The organism is Martelella mediterranea DSM 17316 (assembly GCF_002043005.1).
Taxonomy (GTDB): domain Bacteria; phylum Pseudomonadota; class Alphaproteobacteria; order Rhizobiales; family Rhizobiaceae; genus Martelella; species Martelella mediterranea.
On record NZ_CP020330.1, the window covers coordinates 1742677 to 1768204 of the forward strand.

Here is a 25528-nt window from a genome sequence, read left to right on the forward strand (position 1 = left end):
CCATTCTGGATGAAATTACCCGTGGCAGGTCAAGCCGAACTTCCCGCGTAGGTAAGCAATATAGGGTTCGCAATCATTGGCATCGGCGCCTATCGCGGCCAACAATTCGTGGCGATCCTTCGAGCGGCCGTGGCGCCAGACCGCTTCTGCAAGCGCCTCGCGCAGCGGTTTCAGATCGCCGGCATCGGCAGCGCCACGCAGGTCCGGATGGATGGTGTCGAATCGGGCCATGAGTTGCGCGGCGGTGATGTTGCCGATCGTGTAGGTCGGGAACGATCCGATGTAACCGCTCGACCAGTGGATGTCCTGAAGACATCCAAGTCCGTCATTCGGCACATCGATGCCCAGATCGTCGCGCATCGCCGCGTTCCACGCTTGCGGCACGTCATCGACGGCGAGAGACCCGTCCATCAGCGCCATCTCGATGCGCACCCGCAACATGATGTGCAGGTCATAGGTCAGTTCGTCAGCCTCGACGCGGATCAGACCGGGCTCGACCCGGTTGATCGCCGCCACGAATTCCTGTTCGCTGACATCGGAAAGCTGTTCGGGGAAATGGTCCCTGAGTTTGCCGAAATGATGCGACCAGAAGGCGGGCGAGCGGCCAATGTGGTTTTCGAACAGGCGCGACTGGCTCTCATGCATGCCGAAACTGCTGCCGCCGACGGCATAAAGGCCAATGAGATCGGTGGTATGGGCAGTCCGGGTCAGCGCCTTGTCGACGCCCTGCTCATAGAGCGCATGGCCGGTTTCGTGCATGGTGCCGAAGACCGACATCGGAAGGTAGTTCCGGTCCCAGCGGGACGTGATGCGCACATCCTGCCTCGTGAAGGAAATCTCGAAGGGGTGAACCGCGGTGTCGAGCCGGCTTCGCTCCATGTCGAGGCCGAGCAGCGCGGCCAGCTCCGCGCAGAGCGCCTTTTGCGCCTCGACCGGATAATCGCGATAGAGAAAATCGCTGCGCGGGGCCGGCCGGGACAGCGCCTTGTCCAGAATCGGCTTGATGCCGGCGCGCAGCGTCTCGAACAGCGCGGAAAGCGAGGCCGCCGTTTCGCCCGGCTCGTAGATCTGCACCATCGGGTCATAGGGATGGCCGTCATGGCCGATTGCCTCCGCCATCTTGCGCGCGAGCGCCACCACCTCTTCAAGGTAGGGCCGGAAGGTGGCAAAATCGCCCTCGGCCCGTGCCTTGGCCCAGGCCTGACCGGCAATAACGGAAGTTTCCGCCTGCTGGCGAAGCAGCGTTTCCGGGATCTTCAAATGCCATGCGCGGGCGTGAAGCACGGCCTCTGCCGCAGCCCTTGCCGTGTCATCGCGGGCTGAAAGGCGCGCTTCCTCGGCGGCGTCGGCCATGGCGGGATCGACAAGCATGTCGCGGGCAAGGCCCTGCAGCGTCGCGATCTGGTGGCCGCGCGAAAGCGCTCCGCCTGCGGGCATCACCACGCGGGCATCCCAGCGCAGCACGTTGACGGTGCACAAAATATCGTTGAGACGAGCGACCCGTTCGGAAAAAGACATGCTCATGCGGCGTGGCTCCCGGTTTTAATGCCCGTGCCGCCATCGTTGAGATGGCAGGCAACCGTTGTCGCCATTCCCGTGACCGGTTTCAGCAGCGGCAGCTCGACCTTGCAGCGCGGTCCCGCCATTGGGCAGCGCGGATGAAAGGCGCATCCTTTCGGCGGATCGAGCGGCGAGGGAATTTCGCCCTTGATCGGCTGGAATGCCGCGCGCCCGGTTCCAAGCGTCGGTACAGAGGCGAACAGCGCCTTGGTATAGGGATGCTGCGGCTTCTCGTAGAGTTCACGCGCCGAGGCGAGTTCGACGATCCGGCCGAGATACATGATCGCCACCCGGTCGCAGACATGGCGCACCACCGAGAGGTCATGGCTGATGAAAACGGCTGTCAGATCAAGCTTGCGACGCAATTCCATGAACAGGTTGAGCACCTGCGCCTGGATCGACACATCGAGCGAGGCGACCGCTTCATCCAGCACCAGCAGGTCGGGCTCCATTGCCAGCGCCCGGGCAATGGCGATGCGCTGGCGCTGTCCGCCGGAGAACTGATGCGGCAACCGGTCGGCATAGGCGCCTTCGAGGCCCACCTGCTGCAACAGATCGCGCACACGCTTGCGCACGTCTCCGGCGCTGGCAAGCTTGTGAACGCGCGGCCCTTCGGCAATGGTTTCGCCGACCTTCATGCGCGGATTGAGGCTTGCGAAGGGATCCTGATGGATCATCTGCACGCGGGTGGTGAGCTTTTCGACATTGTTGCCCCGCGCGTGTGCAACCGGTGCGCCGTCCAGCAGGACGCGCCCGTCGCTTGGCGTATAGATGCCGGAGATGATGCGCCCGAGGGTGGACTTGCCGCAGCCGGATTCACCCACGAGGCCAAGCACTTCGCCGGCGGCAACCGAAAGCGTCACATCGGAAAGGGCATGCACGGTGGAACCCGAGCTCTTTCCCGACAGCCGGTCGATGCCGCGCATCACAAGGCCCGGCTTGCGGGAGAAGCGCTTGTGAACGCCTTCGACGGTGAGAAGCGGCTCTTTCATGGGGCCTCCATCGGGTGGTGGCAGGAAACGGTATGATCGCCTTCGCCGACGGTCGGCGGCTCGCTGGCGCAGATATCGCTCGCGCGCGGACAGCGCGGCCTGAACGGACAGCCGGAGGGCAGGTTGGAAAGCTGTGGCGTCGATCCCGGGATCTGCGGCAACGGCGTGCCGGGTTCATGCAGGCTTGGAACCGAACCGATCAGGCCGACGGTGTAGGGGTGATGCGGCTTGGCGATCACATCCTCCGCCGGGCCACGTTCGACGATCCGCCCGGCATACATGACGCAGATATCATCGGCGAGACTGGAGATGACGGCAAGGTCGTGGGTCACCCAGACGATCGCCGTCCCGGTCTCGTCGGCAAGGCGGCGGACTTCGGCGAGGATCTGGCCCTGGATCGAGACATCGAGCGCCGTCGTCGGCTCATCGGCGATGATGACCGAGGGGCGATGCAGCAACGCGATCGCAATCGCCACGCGCTGGCGCATGCCGCCGGAAAGCTGATGCGGATAGGCCTTCAGCCGCTCCGCGGGCGCCGGTATGCCGACGATCTCCAGTGTTTGCCGTGCCTTTTCCCAGGCCGCCCGTTTCGACATCTTCTCGTGTACCCGCACAGCCATCGCCATCTGGTCGCCGACGCGCAGAACAGGGTTCAAAGTCATCATCGGGTCCTGGAACACCATGGCCACCCGGGCGCCGCGCAGACGACGCATGGCATCGGGCGAAAGTGCACGCAGATCCTGGCCATCGACCAGCACCTCGCCAGCCGTCACCTTGCCCGGTTCGTCGATGAGGCCGAGAATGGAAAAGCCGGTGACGCTCTTGCCGGAGCCGCTTTCGCCGACCAGACCCATGATCCGGCCACGCTCGACGGAAAACCTCACGTCGTTGACGGCGGTGACCATGCCGCTGCGGGTTTCGAACCGGGTTGTCAGCCCGCGTACATCCAATGCCTTGTTCATCGGTTCTGCCTCGGATCGAGCACGGTGCGGACCTGATCGCCGACCAGATTGATCGCCACCACGGTCACCATCAGGAAGATGCCGGGATAGATGGAAAGCCAGTAGCGGTCGGTATGGATATATTTGAAGCCATTGGCGATTAGCGAGCCGAGCGAGGGTTCGGTGAGCGGCAATCCAACCCCGAGGAAGGACAGCGTCGCCTCAAGCGCAATCGCGCTTGCCACCTGCACCGTCGCCACCACGATCAGCGGCGGCAGCACGTTCGGCAGAAGATGGCGAAACAGCACCCGGACCGTTGGCAGCGGCGTCGAGCGGGCGGCTTCGATATAGTCCTTGCCGCGTTCTACAGTCGCTGCGCCATGGGTGGTGCGGGCGAAATAGGCATATTGCGCGACCACCAGCGCCAGAATGATCTGGCCGATGCCCTGGCCGAGCACGGCGACCAGAACCAGCGCCAGGAGGATCGCCGGCATCGACAGCTGCAGGTCGACAATGCGCATGATCAGCGCTTCGAGCCGTCCGCCGAAATAGGCCGCGGCAAGGCCGAGACAGATGCCGATGACGAGCGCCAGAACGCCGGCGGAAAGCCCGATCACGAAACTGGTGCGCAGGCCGTAGAAGATCGCCGAGAGCATGTCGCGGCCGGCATTGTCGGTGCCGAGAATGTGGACATAACCGCCCGAACCGACCGTGCCGGGTTTCAGGAAGGCATCGAGCCAGTCGAGATTGGCCAGATCGTAAGGGTCCTGCGGCGAGACCAGCGGGGCGCCAAAGGAGACGAACAGGAGGCCGAAGATCAGGACGAGCGAGGCGACGGCGACCGGCGAGCGGGCGAAATCGGCGCAGAAATTGCGAAAGCGCGCCGGACGGGCTTCAACGGGAGCGGAAACGGTATCGGCCATCACTTGCCTCCCTTCAGCCGCACACGCGGGTCGAGTCGGGCATAGACGATGTCGACGATCAGATTGATCAGCACGAACAGGATCACCACCAGCACGAGGTAGGTGACCATGACGGGGCGGTCGAGCTGGAGGATGGAATCGATGATCAGCTTGCCGACGCCGGGCCAGTTGAACACGGATTCGGTGACGACGGCGAAGGCGAGTGTCGAGCCGACCTCAAGGCCGAAGACGGTGACGATCGGAATCGAGATGTTGCGCATCACATGGCTGAACACGATCTGGCGGTCGGGCAGGCCCTGGGCGCGGGCGAACTTGACATAATCGGCCTGCATCGCCTCCACCATGCCGGCGCGGGTGAGGCGGATCAGGAGACCCATCATGAATAGCGACAGGTTGAAGGCGGGCATGATCACGTGGCGCCAGCCATCCGCAGTCGCAAGCGATGTGTGGATGCCGAAGATCTCGCCGAGATCGCCACGGCCGCCGGAGGGCAGCCAGCCGAGATTGACGGCGAATGCCATGATTAAAAGCATGCCGATCCAGAAGGTCGGAACCGAAAAGCCGAGCACGGACAGCGCCATGATGGCGCGGGCGGCAAGGCTCTTCGGGCGATAGCCGGCGTAAAGCCCGGCGGGAATACCGATCGCGGTTGCGAGAAATACGGCGACGGCCACCAGCTCCACGGTTGCCGGAAGGCGGGAAAAGACGAGGCTGGTCACGGAGATATTGTAGACCATCGACTTGCCGAGATCGCCATGGGCGACATTGCCGAGAAAAGTCAGATATTGCTGCCAGAGCGGCTGGTCGAGACCATATTGCTCGATGAGCTGCTGCCGGATCGCCTGGGTGGCGCCCGGATCGATCAGCACATCGATCGGGTTTCCGATGGCGTAGACGCCGAGAAACACGATCAGCGACATCGCGAAAACCACGACGATGGCCTGCAGCAACCGTCTGATCAGGAATGCGAGCATGAAAGCCTCGTGAGCTGTTGGAGGCGGAGAGACGTGAATCGTCTGCTGCCACCGTCCTCACTATGCGGGAACGGGCAGGCCGGAAAAAGCCGTCCCTGCTGAAAGCCCGCGACCGTCCATAAAAGGAGGTGCCGCAACAGCGGTTGCCAACGCTGTTGCGGCCTCGTCACGCCTTATTCGGCAGGCGTGATTTCATAGGCGCGGGTTTCCTGGTCGACGCGTGGCGTGATGTTGAGCTTGCCGGCATCGGCGGCCCAGACGGTCTGCAGGATGACGGTCGGGATCAAGGCGCGATCCTCCATGGCGATGACGGAGGCTTCCTCGTAGAGCTTCTTGCGCTGGTCCGCATCGAGCGTCTGCGTGCCTTCGTCGAACACCTTGTCGAATTCCGGGTTGGAATAGCCGGTGCGGTTGAAGTTGCCGAAGCCCTTGTCGGCATCCTTGGTGTGGGTCAGGGCGCCGTATGTATAGGCCGCTTCGCCGGTCAGCGTGCCCCAGGCCGACATCGTCATCGTGTATTCCTCACGCGCAGCCGCCGGGAAGAACACCGTGCCGTTCAGCGCCTGGGCGTTGACCTTCAGGCCAAGCCGGGCCCACATCTGCGCCAGCGCCTCGCAGACCACGGCATCGCCGGGAACGCGGTTGTTGGTGCAGGTGAAATCGATCTCGAAGCCATCGGGATAGCCGGCTTCCGCGAGCAGCGCCTTGGCCTGCTCAAGATCGTATTCACGGGGGCCGAGTTCCTCGGAGTAGCCGAAGAAACCTTCGGGCATGAGCTGGTTGGCGGGCTTGCCGAGGCCTTCAAGCACGACATTGACGAGAACGTCGCGGTTGATGGCGAGATCGAGCGCCTTGCGCACGCGCAGGTCCTGCAGCGGATTGCCGTCGACCGGCTTGCCGTTGACGGTGATCGGCTGTGGCTCCTCATCCTTCACGCTTGGCGCGATATTGAGGATGTAGATCGAGTCCGAGACGAAGGTTTCGAGATCGCTGTCGTTCTTGAACGCCAGATAGTCGGAGGCCGGAACATAGTTGATGAGATCGACCTCGCCGGAGCGAAGCGCTGCAACGCGGGCTGCGTCATCTGGAATTTCGCGACGGATGACCTTGTCCCAGGCAGCCTCGCCGTTCCAGTAATCATCGAAACGCTCGAGCACGAGATCGCCCTTCGGCTGCCACGAGACGAATTTGTAGGGGCCGGTTCCAATCGCCGCCTCGCCGGAGTTGAATTCCTCGTTGCGGGCTTCCATGCCGGTTTCGGAGGGCACGACGAACAGGCGGGTGAAGTCGTTCGGCAGCGCCGGCGCCTTGCCCTTGGTGTGAACGCGCAGCGTGTAGTCGTCGATGACTTCGACGCTGTCGACATATTTGGTGTAGAGCGTCATCGGCATCGGGCCGGTCACTTCGGGAATGCGCTCGATCGAGAATTTCACGTCTTCGGCGGTCAGGTCGGAGCCATCATGGAATTTCACGCCTTCGCGGATCTTGAAATCCCAGGTGGTTTCGTCGACCGGCTCCCAGCTGACGGCAAGTCCGGGCTTCAGCTGCAGCTTGTCATCGACATCGACGAGCGTGTCGTAGATATGGCGGAGCGCTTCGGCCTGGCTGCCAAGCGTCGACCAGTGCGGATCGATAGAATCCGGACCGGCGCGCAGGCCGATGATCAGATCGTCTGCATAGACGGCCGGCGCGGCGGCCATCAGGGCCAGCGCCGTCACGGCGGATCTCAGGAATGATTTCGTCATTTTTGTTCCCCTTTGTTTCATCTGATTGATACACTAAGTCAGCAAATTTGATACGGTCAAGCCTAATTTGGTACGCATTGGCGATTTAAAATTCCGCTTGAAACATGATTTGGCGGGCTTGGCAGGCTTGGTGTTTTTCTCCATGATAACACTATGACAGACATACAGACGCAATTTGACCAGGCCATGGATCGCATTGTCGAAGCGATCGACAGAAGCTCTTCGGTCTCGGTTTCCGTGCAGCTTCGCGGCGCGCTCGAGTTCGGGATAGCGTCCGGCGACCTGCCGTCGGGAGGACGGTTGCCTTCGGTGCGGTCGCTTGCATCGCGGCTCGGGATTTCGCCGGTCACCGTCAGCACGGTCTATGCCGCCCTGCAGGATATCGGGCATCTTGAAGGGCGCGTCGGGTCCGGCACCTTCGTGAAAAGCATATCGCTTGCCGCCAATGCCGCAAAGCTGCGCGAACTCGACATGCGCATTGCCGATCTGGTCGACTTTGCCCGGGATTGCGGCCTATCCCCGGCGGAACTTGCCACCCGTGTCTCGATGACGTCGAACCGGACCCTGGGCAATCTCCGCCTTCTCGTGCTCGGCAATTTCCCGGAGGCCACCGAAGCCTATGCCCGGGCCCTGAGGCCTTACATTGCCCATGGCGACACGCTCTCGATTGCGACCATGGATACGCTTGCCGCGCTCGATCCCGAAACGATCGATCTGGTGATCTCGCCGCGCAGCCTGTTGAAGCCCGCCCGCGAAATCCTGGCCGACACGCCGATCACCGGTGTGACCCTCATTCCCGATGAGGCGACGCGCGTGGCGCTGGCCGCGCTTCCGACCGATGCCGACGTCGTCGGCTATTCCTATTTCGACACCTTCGTCACCATTATGAAGGCGGGCATTCGCCGTTTCGGCCCGCACATCACCGAGCTCAGGATGGTGGTGCGCGGCGACGCCGATGCGGGCGAGGTGATCGCCAGCGCCGATGTGCTGGTTTACGCGACGGGCGCGGAATACCTGCTTGAGACGCTGCGGCCGGAGCAGCGCGCCTTCGAATACCGTCACACGCCCGATATCCATTCCGTGCGGAAGGAACTGCTTCCCACGATCGAGGCCTACAGAACAAAAATCCTGAAAACACGGAGGGGCAACGTTGAAAATTTCCGAAAGCAACTGGTTTGAGATCGAGGACTACCTGAAATCGGACGACCGCTGCGTGCTGCCTCTTGGCAGCACCGAGCAGCATGCCTGGCTCAGCCTGTCGGTCGATTCGATCCTGTCCGAAAAGGTTGCCGCCGACGCCGCCGCGCCGCTGGGCGTGCCGGTGTTTCCGGCGGTCGCCTATGGGCTGACGCCCTATTTCATGAGCTTTCCGGGTTCGGTGTCGCTGAAGCTGTCCACCTATGCGGCGCTGGTTTCCGACATTCTGGACAGCTTTTATGCGACCGGTTTCCGCCGGATCCTGATCGTCAACGGTCACGGCGGCAACACGCCGGTGCTGCCGGTGACGATGGAGTGGATGGAGCGGCACGAGGGCGCGCGCTGCCGTTTTCACGATTGGTGGCGGGCGCCGAAAACCATGGCGACCGTGCGCGAGATTGATCCCGTGGCGAGCCATGCGAGCTGGATGGAGAACTTCCCCTGGACGCGGCTTCCCGGTCGTACCATGCCCGACGTCCAGAAGCCCTATGTCGATTTCGACCGGCTGCGCGACCGCAACTCCAAGGGTGTGCGCGAACTGATCGGCGACGGCAATTACGGCGGGCTCTATCAGCGGCCGGATGAGGATATGGAACGCGTCTGGACCGTTGCCGTCGAGGAAACCCGCGCTCTGATCGACGGCGAATGGGCATGAGCCATTCGCCGATACTGATCTGGGGCGCCGGCGCCATCGGCGGCGTTCTCGGTGCCTATTTCGCCCGCGCCGGTCACACGGTGCATATGGTCGACATCGTGGCGGACCATGTCGAAGCCATGCGCAAGACGGGCCTGCGCATCGAAGGGCCGGTCGAGGAATTCACCACCGTCCTGCCGGCAAGCACGCCCGACGAGCTTGAGGGCCGCTACGAGCGGGTGTTCTTGGCCGTCAAGGCGCACCATACCGAGGATGCGCTTGAAATGCTCGTTCCGCATCTGGCCCCCGGCGGTTACGTCGTCTCCGCCCAGAACGGGCTGAACGAGAAGGTGATCGCGGCCAGGATCGGCGCTGAAAATACCGTCGGTTGCTTCGTCAATTTCGGCGCGGACTGGCTGGAGCCGGGCCGCATCCTTTATGGCAATCGCGCGGCGGTCGCCGTTGGCGAGCTCGACGGGCGGGTGAGCCAGCGCGTGCGCGATGTTCACGCCCTGCTTTCGATCGTCGAGCCCGATGCGGTCGCGACCGACAATATCTGGGGCTATCTCTGGGGCAAGATGGGCTACGGAGCGCTGCTATTCTGCACCGCGCTGACGCCGGATTCGATGTCGGATGCCATGGCCCGGCCGGAACATCGCGTTGTCTATGAGGCGCTCGGCCATGAGGTGATGGCGCTAGCCAGCGCCGAGGGCGTCAAACCGCTCGGCTTCAACGGCTTCGATCCCGACGCCTTTCTGCGTTCCGATCCGGACGGCATGAGGGTGGCGCTTGAAACCATGGTGGCCCATAACCGCAAGACCGCCAAGACCCATTCCGGTATCTGGCGCGATCTTGCCGTGCGCAAACGGCGCACCGAGGTGGATGCGCAGATCGGCACCATGATCCCGCTTGCCGCCGCCCATGGCCTTGAGGTGCCGGTGCTGGCGAAGCTGGTCGAACTGATCCATGCGATCGAGGATGGCGAGAAACCGCAATCCGCCGCTCGGGTCGACGAGATGGTGTCGCTTTGCGGATAGATCTTTCCGGAAAAGTCTTCGCCGTCACCGGTGCGGCCCAGGGCATCGGCGCGGCGACCGCGCTGAGGCTTGCGCGCTCCGGCGCCGCCGTTGCCGCGATCGATATCGATGGTGACGGAATGGACCGTCTGGCCGGAGATGGCATCAGCCTGCATCAGGCTGATCTCGGCTCCCGCACGGGCGCGCATCACGCGGTCGAGGCCGTCCTTGCCCGCCATGGCCGGATAGACGGCCTCGTGACCGCGGCGGGCGGTGTTCGCGGGCAGGCGGGACGACCGCTGGAGGAGATCGGCGAGGATGATTGGCGCGTGATCTTCCAGGCCAATGTCGATGCCGCGATGTGGTCGGCGCAGGCCGCGGCGCCTGGCATGAAGCAACGGGGCCACGGGCGGATCATCACGATTTCATCCGGCGCGGGTTTGCGTCCGAGCCTGACCGGCATTCAGGCCTATGCCAGCGCCAAGCATGCCCTTGTCGGACTCACCAAACAATTGGCGCTCGAACTCGGCCCCTTCGGCATCACCGTCAATTCCGTGGCGCCGGGCTTCATCCTGTCCAACCCTTCGACGGAGCGTCAGTGGGCGGCCTTCGGTCCGGAGCGCCAGAAGGCGGTGATTAACGGCATTCACATGCGCCGGCTGGGCGCGGCCGAGGATATCGCCAACACCGTGACGTTTCTCGCTTCCGCCGAAGCCGGCTGGATCAGCGGACAGATCATTTCGGTCGATGGAGGCCATGCATGAGCGAACCTTTCGAATGGGACGAGACGACCTGGCGGGGCCGGGTCAATCAGGTCCGCGCTGGCCGCAACCTGCTGCCCGCAAGCTGGCCGGGCGGCGCGCGCTGCGCCGTGGCGCTGAGCTTTGACAGCGATCACGAGACCAATGAGCTGCGCGATGGCGGGCTTTCGCCGGCGCGGCTGAGCTGGGGCGAATTCGGCGCCCGGCGCGGCATCCCGCGCATCCGCAAGGTGCTCGACCGGTTTGGCGCAAAGGCGAGCTTCTTCGTCCCCGCCGTCTCCGCTCTTCTGCATCCGGAGGAGCAGAAATCGCTGGCCGGCGACGGCCACGAGATCGCCCTTCACGGCTGGATCCACGAGCGCAACACCGATGTGCCGCCGGAAAAGGAGCGCGAATTGATGCTGCGCGCCGCCGATACGCTGGAGGCGATCACGGGCATTCGCCCCGTCGGCATGCGCACGCCCTCCTGGGACTATTCCGGGGTGACGCTGAAGATCGCGCGCGAACTCGGCCTTCTCTATGACAGCTCGCTGTTTGCCGATGACGACCCCTATGAAATCCTCGACAATGGCGAGGCGACGGGCATTGTCGAACTGCCGGTCGAGTGGATCCGCGACGATGCGGTCTATTTCATGATGAACCGCTTCGGCGCGCAGCGCCCCTATACGCCGCCCACCGATGTGCTCGACATCTTCCGGCGCGAATTCGATGGCGCCCATGAAGAGCGCGGGCTGTTTCTCTTGACCATGCATCCGCATATCACCGGCTATCGCTCACGCATCTTCATTCTCGAGACGCTGCTGGAGCATATCGCCGAAAAGGGCGATTGCTGGATTGCGACCCACGCCGAGATCGCTCGGTATTGCGCCGAACAGGCCGGGCTGAAAGGATAAGAAATGCGATATTCCCTGGCCGTGCACGGTGGTGCCGGAACGATCCTCAAATCGAACATGACGCCTGAGAAGGAAGCCGCCTATCACGCAGGTCTTCGCCGCGCGCTGGACGCCGGCGAAACGGTGTTGCGTGACGGCGGCTCCGCGCTTGATGCCGTGACAGCTTCAGTCTGCGCGCTGGAAGACGAGCCTCTCTTCAATGCCGGCCGCGGCGCGGTGTTCACCGATCAGGGCGAGCAGGAAATGGATGCCGCCGTCATGGATGGCAGGGATCGCCGGGCGGGGACCGTTGCCAGCATTTTCGGACCGAAAAACCCTGTTCTCGCCGCACGCGCCGTCATGGAGCACACCGTCCATGTGACCATGACCGGCCCGAATGCGCTTGCGGTCGCCCGCAAGGCCGGTCTCGAATTCGCCGGCAAGGACTATTTCTTTACCCAGGCGCGCTGGGATGCGTTGCAGGAAACGCTGCGGCTCAAGAAGGCCGGCGAGGATGATGGCGATCCGTCCCGACGTCATGGCACGGTCGGCGCCGTGGCGCGCGACCAGGACGGCAATCTGGCGGCAGCGACCTCAACCGGCGGCTGGACCGGCAAAGCCGCCGGCCGGATCGGCGATACGCCGGTGATCGGCGCCGGCACCTTTGCCGACAACGCGACCTGCGCCGTTTCCGGTACTGGCCATGGCGAAATCTTCATGCGCTGGACGGCAGCATCCGAGATCGCCGCCCGCATGCGTCATGCCGGCGAAAGCCTCGAACAGGCGGCTCGCCACGTGGTGATGGTCGACCTCAAGGAAAATGACGGCTCCGGCGGCGTGATTGCCATCGACCGCGACGGTAACATCACGCTGCCCTTCAACTCCGAAGGCATGTATCGCGGTTTCGTGCGCTCAGGCGAACAGCCGCAGACGGCAATCTACCGCTAGAGCGGTTCTGTGTTTGACGGAATCAAAGGGATTCCCCTTTTGCTGGTTTTGTGATTCAAGATGCTGGCTGGGCAGGAGGCCAGCATCTGATGACGGCACCTCTTTCCAATGATCTTCGTAAGCGTGTGGTTCTTGCCATTGAGGCTGGCGAGAGCTGCCGCTCGGTCGCTTCCCGCTTTGGGGTTTCCGTGTCTGCTGCAGTGAAGTGGTCGCAGCGCTACCGGGCGACAGGTTCGGTCGCGCCCGGCAAGATGGGTGGCCATCGCAAGCGCATACTGGAACCGCACCGGGCCTTCATCATCGAGCGCATCAACCAGACCTCGCATCTGACGCTGCACGGGCTGAAGGATGAACTGGCTGCGCGTGGCGTAAAGGTCTCGCACGATACGGTCTGGAAGTTCCTGCGGCGCGAGGGTCTCAGCTTCAAAAAAAACACTGTTCGCCCTTGAGCAGGCGCGCGCCGACATCGCCAGACGGCGTCAACGCTGGCAGACTTTGCAGGCCGGCCTCGACCCCAGCAGGCTGGTGTTCATCGATGAAACCTGGATCAAGACCAATATGGCCCCGCTTCGGGGATGGGGCAAACGCGGCAAACGCCTTCGCGGCTTTGCGCCGCATGGGCATTGGCGAACCCTGACCTTTCTCGGCGCGCTGCGCTGCGACCGGCTGACGGCCCCTTGCGTCTTCGACGGGCCGATCAACGGCCAGTGCTTCCAAGCCTATGTCGAGCAGATCCTCGTGCCCACTCTCAAGCCCGGTGATATCGTCGTCATGGACAATCTCGGCAGCCACAAGTCAGCCGCGATCCGCAAGGCGATCAAAGCGGCAGGCGCAAGGCTATGGTTCCTGCCGCCCTATTCGCCCGATCTCAATCCGATCGAACAGGCGTTCGCCAAGATCAAACACTGGATGCGTATGGGGCAGAAGCGAACCGTCGAGGAAACATGGCGGGCCATCGGCCGCCTCGTCACCACCATCAAACCGCAAGAGTGCGCAAGTTACCTTGCAAATGCTGGATACGCTTCCATTAAAAACTGAAACGCTCTAGAATCGCAAACCCCCGCCGAAATTGCCTTATTCGGTCAGTTCCATCATGGGCTAGAGCGCCGATCTGACCGGATCAGATCGGCGCTCTATCTATTTGTTTTAGATTCATAATATTGTCGATCTTCGCTTCGCTTCGCTTCGCTTCGCTTCGCTTCGCTTCGCTCCGGTCGGATTATGCTCTGAGGGAAATTGTTGGGAAACTTGTCGCGGACATTATCATCGTTCAGACACAGACGTTTCCCCGCAACCTGGTTTTCAATAAGGTGGAGCAAACGGATGCCCTCGAGAATTAAGACGCTTGAACAGAGCGACCTGACTATCCGGCTTTAGCGACGCGACCAACGCATGGCAATTCTCTCAGAGGATCAACCGAAACCGGCCTTCAGGCTTCGGCCCATTCGTGTCATCTCACCCAGGCTCAGTTCTTGTTCGGGTATTAGAATTTTACGCAGATGAGTATCATAACGACGGGATCGCCGGTTCATATCCTTTCAAGGCCCTTACGGTTGCTCCCTTGCTCGACACAAACGAACATGTCGGCGCCCACCTGATTGAGTGATCGACGGACTTTCTTTTGGTCCCTTGTAGCAACCAAGGAAAAGAAGAAGAGCTCGGTCGCCGCACTATCCCCGCAGCCGCTCGGCCTGCTCATGGAACGGTACTTTCCACTTCACTGTCCATGTTCACGCAGCCGTGCCCCCAGACGACCACGCAGCATATTGGGCGTTTTGCTTCTCCATATCGCTGTAGAGCCAGGCCATGCGGTCGAGGAACCAGAGCTTCAGCAGCATGGTCAGCGCCATGCCGGACAGCGTCGCCCACGGATCGAGCCAGACCAGACCGGCAATGAAGACGAGACCGGAGAGGGCCGAAAGGGCGTTCAGCACGTTGCCGGCGCGCACGTGATGGGCGGGAATGGGCACGCTTTTGCGCCTGAGCCAGACCCGTTCGCCGAAAATCCCGCGCGTCATCCAGTTGTCCTTGCGGGCGGGCGGCGAAAAAAGCCGCGGGTTCAGCCAGACCCAGGCAAGGGCTGCAAGCGCCGGCAGGATGGCCCAGGGGCCTATCAGCACCCGGCTCCAGGCGGCAAGCGCGAGGGCGGGCAGGACGGTCAGCCGGCTCCAGCCGCTCCACGGATTGGCGTGGCGCTGCCAGGTGCTGTCGTCCATCCCCATCAGCTTTTCCGCATATTCTGCAAATCTCATCGGCTGATGTTCTCCGTGTTTGTGCCTGCGGCCATCCTGTCGGTCTTTCGTTTGCGCGCCAGTCGCCGGATCCGGCCGGTGGCTTTCCTGAAGCCGCGCTCGAACAGCAGCGCCCAGAGCGCCCCGGCCAGAACCTGCCACAGAGTATGCGAATCCGATTCGATGCGCGAGCCGCCGACAAAGAATGCCGCCAGGATGACGACGGTTTTCACCGCCGGCGACTTTTCGATACAGGCATTGACAAGGCTGCTCGCCCCGAAGCTGGCCGCCGCCATGTGGCCGGAGGGAAAACCGTGAAGGCTGCCCGAGGGGCGGATGTTGATCCGGGCGTCGCCAAGCCCCCATTTCGTGAGGTGAACCGTGCTGAGCATCGCCAGAAACCGCACCGCATAGTCTCCGCCGCCGCCGGTGGCGATCCGGCAGCCGAACGCGGCGACCGGCAGCGCGATCTGCAGGTTGTCGCCGTAGCTTTCGACCGTTCTTTGAGAGAGGCACAGCGCCAGCGCCAGCACGGCGACGATGAGGATATTTCTGTGGTGGAGGAGCGTTTGCTTCAAATGTCCAAGTCCGTGATCGCTTCAATCACGGGTGCGCTACGGCGAAGACGCCGTTGCGTCGTCCTGACCGGCAGGCGAGGACATCGGACAGGCTTGAAATCGCCTTTCTCGCCGGGCGTTTTCCCGAAAAGGCCGGAATTTGCGGTTACCGGAAGGGCGCTCTAACCCGTTGAATCTACGCATCGTGCTTCCCGAAAATCGATTCCGATTTGCGGGCCGATGCTGTAGAAAGTTCCCTCAACGCCCGACAGAAACGCCGACACCGCCCTTGATCGACCAGTTCAAAACCATTGCCGACACGGCCCTGCCGGTGGTCGCTTTCTATTCGGCGGTGCTGGCCTTCGGGCAGACCCGGTTTCACGCCAGCGCCCGGCTGCTCGGTGGCCTGTTCCTGCTGGTCTTCATCATTTCGCCGCTGCCCTTGCGCTTTGACGAGACCACGCTTGCCGGGCATCTCTATTCCTCGTTGGTGTGGGGGCTGTTCGCCCCGGCCAGCACATTGCTGGCGCCGCTCTTTTATTTCTACGTGCTGGCGCTGACTGAGGAAGGGCCGTTTCCAAGGCCATCGCGCAGGCATTTCATTCTGCCTGCGATTGCCGTCGCCGCCGGCCTCGCCATGGCCCTGCTGCCGGTTGCCACACGCAACGGCCTGTTTGCCGCCGCGGAAACCGGAGCGCCGCTGCCGCCAGCCCTTTCCGCTCTTGTCGTCATCTGGCGATTGCTCGGCCCGGCGACGTTCGCCCTGTGGCTGGTCTATGTCGTGCTGATGTACCGGCGACTGACCGCCTATCGCAAGCGGCTCTGCGATCTCTATGCCAGCACCGAGCGGCTGGAACTGTACTGGATCAACTGGCTGATGGGCATGGTGGCCGTTTACGCCCTGCTCAACCTCGTCGATGCCGCCGTGTTCGATCCGCTCGGCTGGGCCGTCGTGCCGGTGATTGTCGACCGTCTTTGGTCTCTGCTGATCGTGATGGTTCTGGGCTTTTGGGGTCTGCGCCAGCGACCGGGGCTGCTGCCGCCGGATGCGGCCCCGGCGGAGGCCGTCGAAAACGGCAAATATGAAAAAAGCGCGCTGTCGCCCGAGATGCAGCGACGGATCGCGGACAAGCTCGTTGCCGCCATGGCGGATGAACGGCTTTACCGGGACGCCAGTCTTTCGCTCTGGTCGCTGTCACAGCATATCGGCGTCGCGCCCAATTATATCTCGCAGACGCTGAGCGAAACGCTCGACCAGTCCTTCTACGCCTTCGTCAACGGCCACCGCATCGGCGAGGCAAAGGACCTGCTGGTTTCGCAGGCACGCTCGGTTCTCGAGATCGCCTATGATGTCGGCTTCAACTCCAAATCCGCCTTCTACACCGCGTTCCGGCGCGAAACGGGCAAAACCCCGGCGGCCTTCCGCAAGGCGCAACAGGCGGACTGTGGCATAGACCCGGACAACACCACGGGCTAGGCCGTAGACTCGTAACGCTTTAGCCATATTCGCACAGAGAAGAGCTTGATTGCTGCAAGATAGTTGTCGGCTCGCTTGTCGTAACGCGTTGCAATTCCACGCGCTTCTTTGATGCGGTTGAAGAACCGCTCGACGAGGTTTCGATAGCGATAGAGGAACGGACTGAAAGCGCAGGTCCTTTTCCGGTTTCGTTTCGCCGGGATGTTGGCGAGTGCCTTCGCCTGGTTTGCCGTGACGCGGATGGCGTCGGTGTCATAGCCACGGCCAAAAGCGTCGCCCCGGCATGAAGTCTGGCGAGCAGGTCTTCGGCGTAGCGACAGTCAGCATGCTGCCCTTCCGAGAGGCGAAGATCAATCGGCAGCCCGTCGGCATCAAAGAGAGCGTGGATCTTCGTTGTCAGGCCACCTCTGGAACGTCCCATGCTTCGATTGGCGCCCCCTTTTTACCGGTGGCGCCATGCTGATGCACGCGAACACACAACGAATCGATCATCTGAATATCGCCGACGAAGGCGGAAGAAATCGCTTTGAGAAGGCGATCCCAGACACCAGCCCGCCGCCAGCGGACAAAGCGATTATAACAGGTGGTGTGAGGACCATAGCGTTCCGGAACATCAGCCCACGGGCTGCCGGTGTGAAAGCGCCAGAGTATGCCGAGGCAAAGCCGAGGGGCAACATCAGGGACCCGGAAGCAAGGGTCTGGTATTTTTCGGGATCGGGTTCAGTTTAGCCAGTTTTCAACCTGGAGGCCGGGCACCCGCAGGAATTCGCGCGTATTGGCTGTCACCAGCATGGCATCGACAGCCAAGGCATGGGCCGCAATCAGCAGTTCATTTGGACCGATCGGCGTGCCGGCAGCTTCGAGCTCTGCTCTGATGCGGCCGTAACGGGCATGTGCCGGGGCATCCAATGCGAGTATTTGCATGCCGCCAAGAATGGCCTCGATCTGGGTCGTCAGCCTGGCAGATCCCTTGTGTTCACAACCATAGCTTAGTTCAGCCGCGGTGATGATGCTGACGCAGATCGTATCCTGTCCGACATCAACGATATGGCCGACGACGGCGCCGGCCGGATTACGCGCGAGATCCGACACGATATTCGTGTCGAGCATGTAAAGACGGCTCAAAGGTCGATTTCCCTTGCTGGCAGCAAGGTCTCATCGACATCGGGGAACTGGTCATCCGGGCCGAGCGGTTTCAGCCGCGCCAGAATGTCCAGAAGCTTGTTTTTGGGGGCGGGCTCGATTACCAGTCGGTTTCCCTCACGATGAATCATCACACGGTCGCCCGGCAGTTCGAAATCGGCCGGGATACGGACCGCCTGACTTTTGTTGTTGCGAAACAGTTTGGCTTCACGTGCTTCAGATGCCTGGGGCATGAAAACCTCCTGTTAAAATAATGCATATACAGATGTATATACTAGCTCGCATATGAGATTTCAATCTTAATGCGAAGCGTAGCCCGGCTTTCTATCCCCCAGACTGGCACGGGAAACTGCAAGGGGTTCTCTCTGCCCTCCTTGATCAGAACGACCGTCTCCCTGGGCGGGCAGCCGGGAAGGTGGCACGCCAGTTCGTTTGCCGAAACGACAGTGGTTTCCTCCAGCTCCAGAAGCCCGCGTGCCCAGCTCTTGATCCTCCGTGCCGCCTCGATGACACCCGGCTTCTTGGAAAGCGAGCGGGTTTACGAGTGCATTGCTCAAGCGGATTTCCCCTTGTTCTTCCGCGATCGAGCGCAACGAGTACCGAGAATAGCTCGCGAATGGGTTCCCTGCGAGGTCAATGAAGGGGTGATTTAGAGGTTCTTACGCCAGCCGTTTCAGGAAGAGGATATTGTCAGCCACCGTGGCGCTCTGTCCCTCCGGCCCGGAGGCGATGCGGGCTATGGGGCAGAGACAGCGATGTGCCCATGCCTCCGGGTCGAGCTGCATCGAGGCGAGCGTATCTTCGGCGGTGGGAAAGCGGGTGTTTTCAGGCGACCATGACCAGGGCGCCCGCGAGGCATGCTCGACGATCAGAAGATGACCGCCCGGGGCCACTGCCGCGGCGGCCCGGGCCAGCACTTCGCCACGCGGCCAGTCCTGCGGCGAATGCAGGAAGCTGGCGGTAACCAGATCAAAGCGCCCCTCCAGAAAGGACAGGGCAAGATCGCGCGCCTCGAATCTGATGCGGTCCGCAACGCCGGCGGCTTCAGCGTTTCGGGCAGCGATGCCGAGCGCCACGGAAGAGACGTCGATTGCCGTAACGTCCCAACCCTGCCGGGCCAGCCAGACGGCATCGTCGCCCCTGGCGCAACCAAGTTCCAGCGCCGTGCCGGGGCGAAGCGGCCCCGCGAACTGGGACAGGGCCAAACCGGGCTTGCCCGACGAGGTCTGCGGACCCTTGGCATATATATCGTTCCAGATGGTTTCGGTCTGCATCTTTGGTCTCCTTCAGGCCGTTTCGGCGAGATCGGGATCGAAGATCAGCGAGCGATGGGCAGCGCCTCCGGCCATGACCCCGGCCGCTGCCGCCAGCGTTGCGTTCGGCATCGGACTGGCCAGATCGCCGGCGGCAAAGACGCCGGCAACCGTCGTCGCCTGCATCTGGTCGACGGCAACATAGGGCCCGGTCGGCCCCTCCCGCATTTCGCAGCCCAGCTGCGCCGCGATATCGCTGGAAGGCGCGGTAACAGGCGCGAGAAACAGACCCGCGAGCGCGACCATGCGGCCGTCTTCAAGCCGCACCGCTTCAAGCGTCGAACCGGACCCGATCAGCTCCGCCACGGGCGTGTCCTCGATCCGCACGGCGCGGCTCTTCAGCGCTTGCATCTGATCCGGCGAGAGCTGCAGCAAGCCTTGCATAAACAGTGTCGTCGGCCCCCAGTCGGGCAGCAGCATCGCCTGATGCAGGGCCATCTCATTGCGCGCCAGCACGCCGACGGGCTGCCGGTCGAGTTCATAGCCATGGCAATAGGGGCAATGCAGCACGCTCGCGCCCCAGCGCTCGGCAAGGCCGGGCAGATCCGGCAGGCTGTCGCGCACGCCATAGGCAAGGACGATCCGCCGCGCGGTCACGTTGCTGCCGTCGGCCAGAGAAACACGGAAACCATTGCCTTCACGCCTTGCTGAAACGGCTGCTTCATCGTGAAAGCGAATGGTCGGATAGGCGCTCAGCTCTTCGCGCAACCGTGTCGTGATATCGGCCGGGCTTCGCCCGTCCTGTCCCGGAAACCCGTGTGATGCTTCAGCAAAGCGGTTTCTGGGTATGCCGGTATCCAGCACCAGCACCGCCTTTCGCGCCCGCGCCAGCTGCATGGCCGCCGACAGTCCGGCAAAGCTGCCGCCGATAATGAGGACATCATGATCCATAGCCTGATCCTGTGTTTATGATTTAATGTATTTTTATGAGTTACATGAAATCACAGATGGAGGCAAGACATGAAACTTTCATTGTTGCGTGATCGCTGCTAGACAGAGTTCAGCTGGAAACAAGGAGCCATGTCATGCCGCGCGATCTTCGCCTGTCCCGTATGCTGCATGTGCTGATCCATCTCGACCGGCATGTCGAGCGCGCGACGTCGGATCAGATCGCCGGGATGATTTCGACCAACCCTGTCGTGGTGCGGCGGATGATGGCCGGCCTCAGGGACAAGGCGATCCTGATCTCGGAAAAGGGCCACGGCGGCGGCTGGGAACTGGCCCGCCCCTTGAGCGCGATATCGCTGCTTGATGTCTACGAAGCGATCGGCAGCCCACCGCTCTTCAACATCGGCCCCGGCGCGGAACCCGCCGACTGTCTGGTGGAAAAGGCCGTCGACGCCCGGCTCGACCTTGCGATGAAGGAGGCCGAACGCAAATTGCTGCAGCAATTCTCGGAGATCTCGGTGGAAGACCTGGCGCAGGATTTCGAGCAGCGCTTCGCCGCGCTTCAGGTCGAGGCGGGCGAAGACCGCGCCAATGCAGCCTCGAAGCACTTCGGCACCGATGGATAATCAGCGGCATGGCGTCCTGAACGCCATGCCGCATCGATATCTGCTGTCGGGTCGTCAGCCAACGAGGCCGTTGTCGTCGCGCTTGATCGCCATGATCGACGAGCGCGGCAGGCCTTCTTCCGCCGGCCAGGAGCCGCCCGGATGCTGGACGCCGACGAACATGGTGCGCCGGTCGGCGGACCAGCACAGGCCGGTGATTTCGCCGCCGCGCGGGCCTGTCAGGAAGCGGACGATCTCGCCCGTTGCCGGATCGCCTGCGAGCTGCTGGTTGTTGCCCATGCCGGCAAAATCGCCCTCATTGCTGTCCTCGCCGTCGGTCTGGATCCAGACGAGACCGCTCGAATCGAAGGCCATGCCGTCGGGCGAGTTGAACAGGTTGCCGCTGTTGATGTTGGACGAACCGGCATAGGCGTCCGAATGGACCTCCAGATTGCCGGCCATGACGAACAGGTCCCAGCGGAACGTGTCGGAGGCGTGGTCGTCGCCATCGGGGTACCAGCGCACGATCTGGCCGTATTCATTGGCCTCGCGCGGGTTGGGCCCGCCGACCGGGGTGGCGTCGCCGCCGGCATTGGCCTTGACGCCGCGGTTCTTGTTGTTGGTGAGACAGCAATAGGCCTCGACGGCGTAGGGATTGACGGCGACCCATTCGGGGCGGTCCATCGTCGTGGCGCCGACCTTTGACCCGGCCATGCGGGCGAAGATCAGGATGTCGGCTTCGTCCATACCGGTGGTTTCCGGCGTCAGCGCCAGCCATTCGCCGGTCTGGTCGTCGTTGAATTTGGCGACATAAAGCGTGCCGTCATCGAGCAGACCATCGGTATCGCCGCCGGCGACATAGGGATTGGTCGAGACGAAGCGGTACAGGAACTCGCCGCGCTCGTCATCGCCGAGATAGACCACGACGCGGCCATCCGGGGCGAGCGTCACTTCGGCGTTTTCATGCTTGAAACGGCCGAGCCCGGTGCGCTTGACCGGCGTGCTGTCGGGATCGGTCGGATCGATCTCGACCACCCAGCCGAAGCGGTGCGGCTCGTTGGGGTTTTTCGACGTATCGAAGCGCGGATCGAACTTTTCGTAGCCGTACTGGCTTTCGGCGGCCATGCCATAGCGCTTGTAGCCGGCGGCGACCTCATCGCTGTAGCTCGTCTCTTCGGTGGCGCCGAAATAGCCGTTGAAGTTTTCCTCACAGGTCAGATAGGTGCCCCACGGCGTCTTGCCGGCGCCGCAATTGCCCATGGTGCCGAGCACGGCGCGGCCATCCGGGTCCGCTTCGGTCTGCAGCAGGGGGTGGCCGGCGGCCGGACCCGAAATCGCCATCGGCGCATTGTGGTGCAGGCGGCGGTTGAAGGGGCTGGAACGCACCACGGACCAGCCGTCAGCACCTTCCTTGATTTCCACAACGGTCACGCCCTGCAGGTTCTGCAGCTTCAGCACATCGGCCGCACTCTGCGGCACGCCGTCTTCGGTATGCGGCAGGTTGATGTCGCTGTTCACATATTCGTTGTTGACCGCGAGAATCTGGTGACCCCCGATCTCGAAGGTTTCCATGCCATCGGTGTTTTCACCGAAGACCTTGTCGGATTCCTCAACGGAGCCGCCGGTCTCGTGGTTGAATTCGGCCACGCCGTCATAAAGCGGATCGCCCCAGCTCACCAGGACCCTGGCATTGTAGTTCTCCGGCACATGGAAGGCGTAATCGGTCTGGGCCGCGATCGGCGTGAACGGGAAGCGCGATTGCGGCGTTGCCGCTTCAGCCGTGCCGCTCGGCATCAGCCCCGCGCTCATGGCAACGGCGCCCGAGCCGAAAGCGACGACGCCGCCGAGAAATCCGCGCCGCGAGATCGCGCGTTCGACAACGCGGTCGAAATCGTTTTCTTCGGGCCGGGGAAAGTTGAGTTCGTCCCACGCGTCGGCGGGCATCTTGATTGGCGGTACCTTGGTCATGGTTGTCCCTCGTGATTTAATACCATTACGAGGGGACCGTATCTGGCTTTCTTGACGGTGGAATGAATGTCCCGTCGATGACAGCCTCAAAAAGGCAACCGCCATTCCCACAGGAATCGCCGCGGTTCAACTGATGGCGGCAAAGCTCCCGACATCGCGCGCGCATCACCCGAAGGAGGCCGAAAGCGCCGCCCCGATGGCGCGATACCTCACCTGACTCGAATAGGAAGCGGGGTCATGCCGATGGCCGATTGGCGATCCCATGTCGCCGGATTTCCGGCTTTGCTGCGCGCCGACCGAGCCTAGGCAACCCTGTTGCGTAAACCTGCCCGAAAAAGGCCTATCAGGCCGCCTCTCATCCCCCGCCTGCCAAAGGCGAACAGAAACGGCCCGCTGCCCTGCTCTGGGAATTTCAGGGATCGTTGCAGATCGGCAGCGGCTTTGGAACCGCAGGCGGGTGCGCCGCATCATAGCGGGCGATGACCGGTTCGAGGCTTTCCCTCGGCCAGAACTTCGGCGTACCGATTTCATTCAGGCACATATCGTTCCAGTAAAGGCCGTTTTGCGACGCCGACCCTCCTGCCGCGACCATGCGGGCAACGGCATCGATGTCACGCGATTCGGGATAGATGTAGACGGTCGTGCGATTGCCGGAAACCATCGGCATGAGCTGGCGGGCATCGGCCAGAGGCCAGGTCGTGCAGCCATTGCTTCGGCCGCCGGTGTAGTCGATGAGCGTCCCGACCGGGACATAGCCGCCCTTGTCGGCATAAGGGCTCGATGGATCCTTGCGGCGGCACGTGGCCCTGAGCAGCATGCCGGCATGTCCGCCAATCTCGCGTTTCCGGGCGTTCGCCGTCTCCCCCTCGCCATCAAACTGAACAAATGATCGCGTAAAAGGCGTGTAATTCCGGGCCGACGAGCGGTAATAACCCTTGAATGACGTGATGATTTCGCTGGTAAGGTACCCGCCGCCGGTGGTCAGACTCGACTCCAGTGCATTGCCGAAATTCTTGGCACAGCGCCGTTCGTTCTTGAAATCCGCAACGCCCGGCAGCGTCCGGCCACCGCCGTGGCCCGCCGGCATCGCCGCAAAGGAGCGGCTTGCCTCGCAGATCATGTAAAACCGCTTTCCCGGTTTACCGCTGGGCAGATTGTTGGGTCGCGTCGGATCCATGGCGAAGTAACAGGGATTTCTGACCGCGCCGGCATCACGTTTCTCCATGTAGAGGGCACGGGCGCGCAACAGAACCGGAGGCGCGATCTGGCCTTCCTTCATACCGACATGCGGCTTGAGCCATTCAGGGATTGTGTCCGTTTGCGCCGCGGCAAGAGCAGGCCACGGGAACGTGAAGACCAGCAGGATGACAAGGCCCGCCGCGCGCAGAATATTCACATGCCGCCTCATTGTCTTCTCATCTCATTATCCCCTGGAATGACCCGCTCCATCCGCCCCATACCGAAGTCAATCATGTAACAACTCTACCTCCGCCTACGCGAACCCCGCAATAGCCGGGTGCCGATGACGTGACGAGAATAGGTTGGTTTCCGGCAGCATCGTTGTGTAGGGCGCCTGCTCAAAGAGACTGGAACAAATCTCTCGCCCGATGCTCTAACTGCCAGTCTCCTGCAAACGGTGACCGGCCGAGTGGAATGGCTGTCACGTTACGCTTTTGCATTTTGCACAAAGGGTAACATCAAATACTATCGGCAATCGCGAGAAATGTTTTGCTCCGAAGAAGAACGATATGGAGGACGCTTTGAAATACGGCGGAATCTGGCAGTGACGAGAAATACGAGAGCGAGCGCGCCATGACCGAAACACTGCGATTATCCGTGCCACTGAACGCCCTGCGCGCTTTCGAAGTAGCCGCGCGCCACATGTCGATCAAAGATGCGGCCGAGGAAATCGGCGTGACGCCCTCCGCCGTCAGTCATCAACTCAGGATCCTCGAGGATCTGCTCGGGGTGGAACTGATGCGCCGCGTCGGGCCGCGCCTGGAGCTGACGGAGACCGGACGGCAACTGTCTCCGGATCTCACCATCGGCTTCACGCGGATCATCCAGGCCGTCGGGGCGGTGAAGCAGGAGCGCAAGCTCGGTCCCTTGCGCCTTTCCATGCTGCCGACATTCGCGGTCCATTGGCTGTCGCCGCGGATGGCGTCCTATCCATTTGCGCGATCCGGTTTCGAACTCTTGATCTCTACGACCCAAACGGCCGTCGATCTCGGCGCCGGCGTCGCGGATGCCTCGGTGCGCCATGGTTCCGGGCAATGGGCTGGGGTTCTCTCCGAGCGCCTGTTCGATGAAAACGTCACGCTGCTGGGCCGCCCCGCCGACTGGCAAACGCATGACGAAATCGATATTCGCAAGGCCATCTCGCGGACCAACCTGTTTCTGTCCCAGCACCGGCGCAAGGACTTCGAGCGGTGGAACGAGACGCTGCCGGGCGGCCCGGCCCGACCTGCGGCAATCACAATCGTCGACTCTTCGGGCCTCGGCCTCAAGGCCGCGATTGACGGCGCGGGAATAACCTTCGCGGGCATCGAAATTGCCGCCTGCGACATAGCCGCCGAGAGGCTCTGCCCGATCATGCCGCACCAGGTTCCGGTGAACGCCGGCTATTATCTCTGCTATCCGCCGGCCCTTGAGCGCGACCGCCGCATCAGGAATGTCAGGACCTGGATGCTGGCGGAGGCCGCGAAGACAGCTCAGCCCTTGCCCAGCCCCTGACCGAACCGGACGAGCGCGGCGGAGCGGCCTTCCTTGCGGCGTCTTAGCAG

24 protein-coding genes and 1 pseudogene are annotated in these 25528 nt (G+C 62.4%); 10 read left to right on the forward strand and 15 right to left on the reverse strand.

Annotated elements, in window-relative coordinates:
- Positions 1 to 15 precede the first annotated feature (15 nt).
- The 6 genes from Mame_RS08100 to Mame_RS08125 all read right to left on the reverse strand — a co-directional run bounded on the left by Mame_RS08100 (position 16) and on the right by Mame_RS08125 (position 7135).
- Positions 16 to 1524, reverse strand: coding sequence for a carboxypeptidase M32 (locus tag Mame_RS08100; protein ID WP_018067642.1), 1509 nt, complete (start codon positions 1522 to 1524; stop codon positions 16 to 18).
- Positions 1521 to 2552, reverse strand: a complete 1032-nt coding sequence (locus Mame_RS08105; protein WP_018067643.1) for an ABC transporter ATP-binding protein — start codon at positions 2550 to 2552, stop codon at positions 1521 to 1523. Before Mame_RS08105 ends, Mame_RS08100 begins: the two co-directional genes overlap by 4 nt.
- Positions 2549 to 3514, reverse strand: a complete 966-nt coding sequence (locus tag Mame_RS08110) for an ABC transporter ATP-binding protein (RefSeq protein WP_018067644.1) — start codon at positions 3512 to 3514, stop codon at positions 2549 to 2551. The genes Mame_RS08105 and Mame_RS08110 overlap by 4 nt, the downstream gene beginning before the upstream one ends.
- Positions 3511 to 4416: an ABC transporter permease gene (locus Mame_RS08115; protein ID WP_018067645.1), complete on the reverse strand. Its 906-nt coding sequence runs from the start codon at positions 4414 to 4416 to the stop codon at positions 3511 to 3513. The genes Mame_RS08110 and Mame_RS08115 overlap by 4 nt, the downstream gene beginning before the upstream one ends.
- Positions 4416 to 5390 carry an ABC transporter permease gene (locus Mame_RS08120; protein ID WP_018067646.1) on the reverse strand — a complete coding sequence of 325 codons (975 nt, stop codon included), beginning with the start codon at positions 5388 to 5390 and terminating at the stop codon, positions 4416 to 4418. Before Mame_RS08120 ends, Mame_RS08115 begins: the two co-directional genes overlap by 1 nt.
- 173 nt (positions 5391 to 5563) lie before the next feature.
- On the reverse strand, positions 5564 to 7135 hold the full coding sequence (locus Mame_RS08125; RefSeq protein ID WP_018067647.1) for an ABC transporter substrate-binding protein: 1572 nt from the start codon (positions 7133 to 7135) through the stop codon (positions 5564 to 5566).
- A gap of 153 nt (positions 7136 to 7288) precedes the next feature.
- Here Mame_RS08125 and Mame_RS08130 point away from each other — a divergent pair, with 153 nt between their 5' ends.
- The 7 genes from Mame_RS08130 (at position 7289) to Mame_RS08160 (ending at position 13601) form a co-directional block, all read left to right on the forward strand.
- Positions 7289 to 8314: a GntR family transcriptional regulator gene (locus tag Mame_RS08130; RefSeq protein WP_018067648.1), complete on the forward strand. Its 1026-nt coding sequence runs from the start codon at positions 7289 to 7291 to the stop codon at positions 8312 to 8314.
- On the forward strand, positions 8286 to 8987 hold the full coding sequence (locus Mame_RS08135) for a creatininase family protein (RefSeq protein WP_018067649.1): 702 nt from the start codon (positions 8286 to 8288) through the stop codon (positions 8985 to 8987). Before Mame_RS08130 ends, Mame_RS08135 begins: the two co-directional genes overlap by 29 nt.
- Positions 8984 to 10003, forward strand: a complete 1020-nt coding sequence (locus Mame_RS08140) for a ketopantoate reductase family protein (RefSeq protein ID WP_155122055.1) — start codon at positions 8984 to 8986, stop codon at positions 10001 to 10003. The genes Mame_RS08135 and Mame_RS08140 overlap by 4 nt, the downstream gene beginning before the upstream one ends.
- Positions 9994 to 10746 (forward strand): SDR family NAD(P)-dependent oxidoreductase, encoded by a 753-nt coding sequence (locus Mame_RS08145; RefSeq protein WP_018067651.1) that lies wholly within the window; start codon positions 9994 to 9996, stop codon positions 10744 to 10746. Before Mame_RS08140 ends, Mame_RS08145 begins: the two co-directional genes overlap by 10 nt.
- The gene (locus tag Mame_RS08150) at positions 10743 to 11636 is read left to right on the forward strand and encodes a polysaccharide deacetylase family protein (RefSeq protein ID WP_018067652.1); all 894 of its coding nucleotides are present in this window, start codon (positions 10743 to 10745) and stop codon (positions 11634 to 11636) included. Before Mame_RS08145 ends, Mame_RS08150 begins: the two co-directional genes overlap by 4 nt.
- 3 nt (positions 11637 to 11639) lie before the next feature.
- The gene (locus tag Mame_RS08155; protein ID WP_018067653.1) at positions 11640 to 12563 is read left to right on the forward strand and encodes an isoaspartyl peptidase/L-asparaginase family protein; all 924 of its coding nucleotides are present in this window, start codon (positions 11640 to 11642) and stop codon (positions 12561 to 12563) included.
- 89 nt (positions 12564 to 12652) lie between these two features.
- Positions 12653 to 13601 (forward strand): IS630 family transposase gene (locus Mame_RS08160; RefSeq protein WP_155122056.1). Its coding sequence is split into 2 segments (ribosomal slippage): positions 12653 to 12988 and positions 12990 to 13601, totalling 948 coding nucleotides; the frame shifts between segments, so codons are not numbered across the junction.
- Between the two features lie 692 nt (positions 13602 to 14293).
- Here the strand turns inward: Mame_RS08160 and Mame_RS08170 are convergent.
- Together Mame_RS08170 and Mame_RS08175 are read right to left on the reverse strand one after the other, a co-directional pair.
- On the reverse strand, positions 14294 to 14815 hold the full coding sequence (locus tag Mame_RS08170) for a DUF6653 family protein (RefSeq protein ID WP_018067869.1): 522 nt from the start codon (positions 14813 to 14815) through the stop codon (positions 14294 to 14296).
- Complete coding sequence (locus Mame_RS08175; RefSeq protein WP_018067868.1) at positions 14812 to 15372, reverse strand: phosphatase PAP2 family protein; 561 nt, start codon at positions 15370 to 15372, stop codon at positions 14812 to 14814. The genes Mame_RS08170 and Mame_RS08175 overlap by 4 nt, the downstream gene beginning before the upstream one ends.
- Positions 15373 to 15640: 268 nt before the next feature.
- Between Mame_RS08175 and Mame_RS08180 the strand changes: the two genes are divergently transcribed.
- Entirely contained in the window at positions 15641 to 16828 is a 1188-nt protein-coding gene (locus Mame_RS08180) for a helix-turn-helix domain-containing protein (RefSeq protein ID WP_018067867.1), read from the forward strand.
- On the opposite strand, the pseudogene Mame_RS27260 reads toward Mame_RS08180, so the two are convergent.
- The 5 genes and pseudogenes from Mame_RS27260 to Mame_RS08205 all read right to left on the reverse strand — a co-directional run bounded on the left by Mame_RS27260 (position 16825) and on the right by Mame_RS08205 (position 20175).
- A pseudogene (locus Mame_RS27260) lies at positions 16825 to 17533 on the reverse strand (IS5 family transposase). The gene Mame_RS08180 and the pseudogene Mame_RS27260 sit on opposite strands and share 4 nt — an antisense overlap.
- A gap of 15 nt (positions 17534 to 17548) precedes the next feature.
- A complete protein-coding gene (locus tag Mame_RS08190) occupies positions 17549 to 17953 on the reverse strand; it encodes a type II toxin-antitoxin system VapC family toxin (protein ID WP_018066224.1) in 405 nt (134 codons plus the stop codon).
- Positions 17950 to 18204, reverse strand: coding sequence for an antitoxin (locus Mame_RS08195; protein WP_018066223.1), 255 nt, complete (start codon positions 18202 to 18204; stop codon positions 17950 to 17952). Before Mame_RS08195 ends, Mame_RS08190 begins: the two co-directional genes overlap by 4 nt.
- Positions 18205 to 18630: 426 nt before the next feature.
- The gene (locus Mame_RS08200; protein WP_018066222.1) at positions 18631 to 19245 is read right to left on the reverse strand and encodes a class I SAM-dependent methyltransferase; all 615 of its coding nucleotides are present in this window, start codon (positions 19243 to 19245) and stop codon (positions 18631 to 18633) included.
- A gap of 12 nt (positions 19246 to 19257) precedes the next feature.
- Positions 19258 to 20175: an NAD(P)/FAD-dependent oxidoreductase gene (locus Mame_RS08205; RefSeq protein WP_018066221.1), complete on the reverse strand. Its 918-nt coding sequence runs from the start codon at positions 20173 to 20175 to the stop codon at positions 19258 to 19260.
- Positions 20176 to 20309: 134 nt separating this feature from the next.
- Between Mame_RS08205 and Mame_RS08210 the strand changes: the two genes are divergently transcribed.
- Positions 20310 to 20798, forward strand: a complete 489-nt coding sequence (locus Mame_RS08210) for an RrF2 family transcriptional regulator (protein WP_018066220.1) — start codon at positions 20310 to 20312, stop codon at positions 20796 to 20798.
- 54 nt (positions 20799 to 20852) lie between these two features.
- Here the strand turns inward: Mame_RS08210 and Mame_RS08215 are convergent, their stop codons facing one another.
- On the reverse strand, positions 20853 to 22745 hold the full coding sequence (locus Mame_RS08215; protein ID WP_018066219.1) for a PhoX family protein: 1893 nt from the start codon (positions 22743 to 22745) through the stop codon (positions 20853 to 20855).
- 412 nt (positions 22746 to 23157) lie between these two features.
- A complete protein-coding gene (locus Mame_RS08220; protein ID WP_018066218.1) occupies positions 23158 to 24153 on the reverse strand; it encodes a hypothetical protein in 996 nt (331 codons plus the stop codon).
- Between the two features lie 404 nt (positions 24154 to 24557).
- Here Mame_RS08220 and Mame_RS08225 point away from each other — a divergent pair, with 404 nt between their 5' ends.
- Positions 24558 to 25478: a LysR family transcriptional regulator gene (locus Mame_RS08225; RefSeq protein ID WP_026173716.1), complete on the forward strand. Its 921-nt coding sequence runs from the start codon at positions 24558 to 24560 to the stop codon at positions 25476 to 25478.
- The last annotated feature ends 50 nt before the right edge of the window (positions 25479 to 25528 follow it).

Coding starts and splice junctions, on each gene's coding strand:
- Mame_RS08100 (WP_018067642.1), bottom strand. CDS start 1,524: ATGAGCATGTCTTTTTCCGAACGGGTCGCTCGTCTCAACGATATTTTG.
- Mame_RS08105 (WP_018067643.1), bottom strand. CDS start 2,552: ATGAAAGAGCCGCTTCTCACCGTCGAAGGCGTTCACAAGCGCTTCTCC.
- Mame_RS08110 (WP_018067644.1), bottom strand. CDS start 3,514: ATGAACAAGGCATTGGATGTACGCGGGCTGACAACCCGGTTCGAAACC.
- Mame_RS08115 (WP_018067645.1), bottom strand. CDS start 4,416: ATGGCCGATACCGTTTCCGCTCCCGTTGAAGCCCGTCCGGCGCGCTTT.
- Mame_RS08120 (WP_018067646.1), bottom strand. CDS start 5,390: ATGCTCGCATTCCTGATCAGACGGTTGCTGCAGGCCATCGTCGTGGTT.
- Mame_RS08125 (WP_018067647.1), bottom strand. CDS start 7,135: ATGACGAAATCATTCCTGAGATCCGCCGTGACGGCGCTGGCCCTGATG.
- Mame_RS08130 (WP_018067648.1), top strand. CDS start 7,289: ATGACAGACATACAGACGCAATTTGACCAGGCCATGGATCGCATTGTC.
- Mame_RS08140 (WP_155122055.1), top strand. CDS start 8,984: ATGAGCCATTCGCCGATACTGATCTGGGGCGCCGGCGCCATCGGCGGC.
- Mame_RS08150 (WP_018067652.1), top strand. CDS start 10,743: ATGAGCGAACCTTTCGAATGGGACGAGACGACCTGGCGGGGCCGGGTC.
- Mame_RS08155 (WP_018067653.1), top strand. CDS start 11,640: ATGCGATATTCCCTGGCCGTGCACGGTGGTGCCGGAACGATCCTCAAA.
- Mame_RS08170 (WP_018067869.1), bottom strand. CDS start 14,815: ATGAGATTTGCAGAATATGCGGAAAAGCTGATGGGGATGGACGACAGC.
- Mame_RS08195 (WP_018066223.1), bottom strand. CDS start 18,204: ATGCCCCAGGCATCTGAAGCACGTGAAGCCAAACTGTTTCGCAACAAC.
- Mame_RS08200 (WP_018066222.1), bottom strand. CDS start 19,245: ATGCAGACCGAAACCATCTGGAACGATATATATGCCAAGGGTCCGCAG.
- Mame_RS08205 (WP_018066221.1), bottom strand. CDS start 20,175: ATGGATCATGATGTCCTCATTATCGGCGGCAGCTTTGCCGGACTGTCG.
- Mame_RS08210 (WP_018066220.1), top strand. CDS start 20,310: ATGCCGCGCGATCTTCGCCTGTCCCGTATGCTGCATGTGCTGATCCAT.
- Mame_RS08215 (WP_018066219.1), bottom strand. CDS start 22,745: ATGACCAAGGTACCGCCAATCAAGATGCCCGCCGACGCGTGGGACGAA.
- Mame_RS08220 (WP_018066218.1), bottom strand. CDS start 24,153: ATGAGGCGGCATGTGAATATTCTGCGCGCGGCGGGCCTTGTCATCCTG.
- Mame_RS08225 (WP_026173716.1), top strand. CDS start 24,558: ATGACCGAAACACTGCGATTATCCGTGCCACTGAACGCCCTGCGCGCT.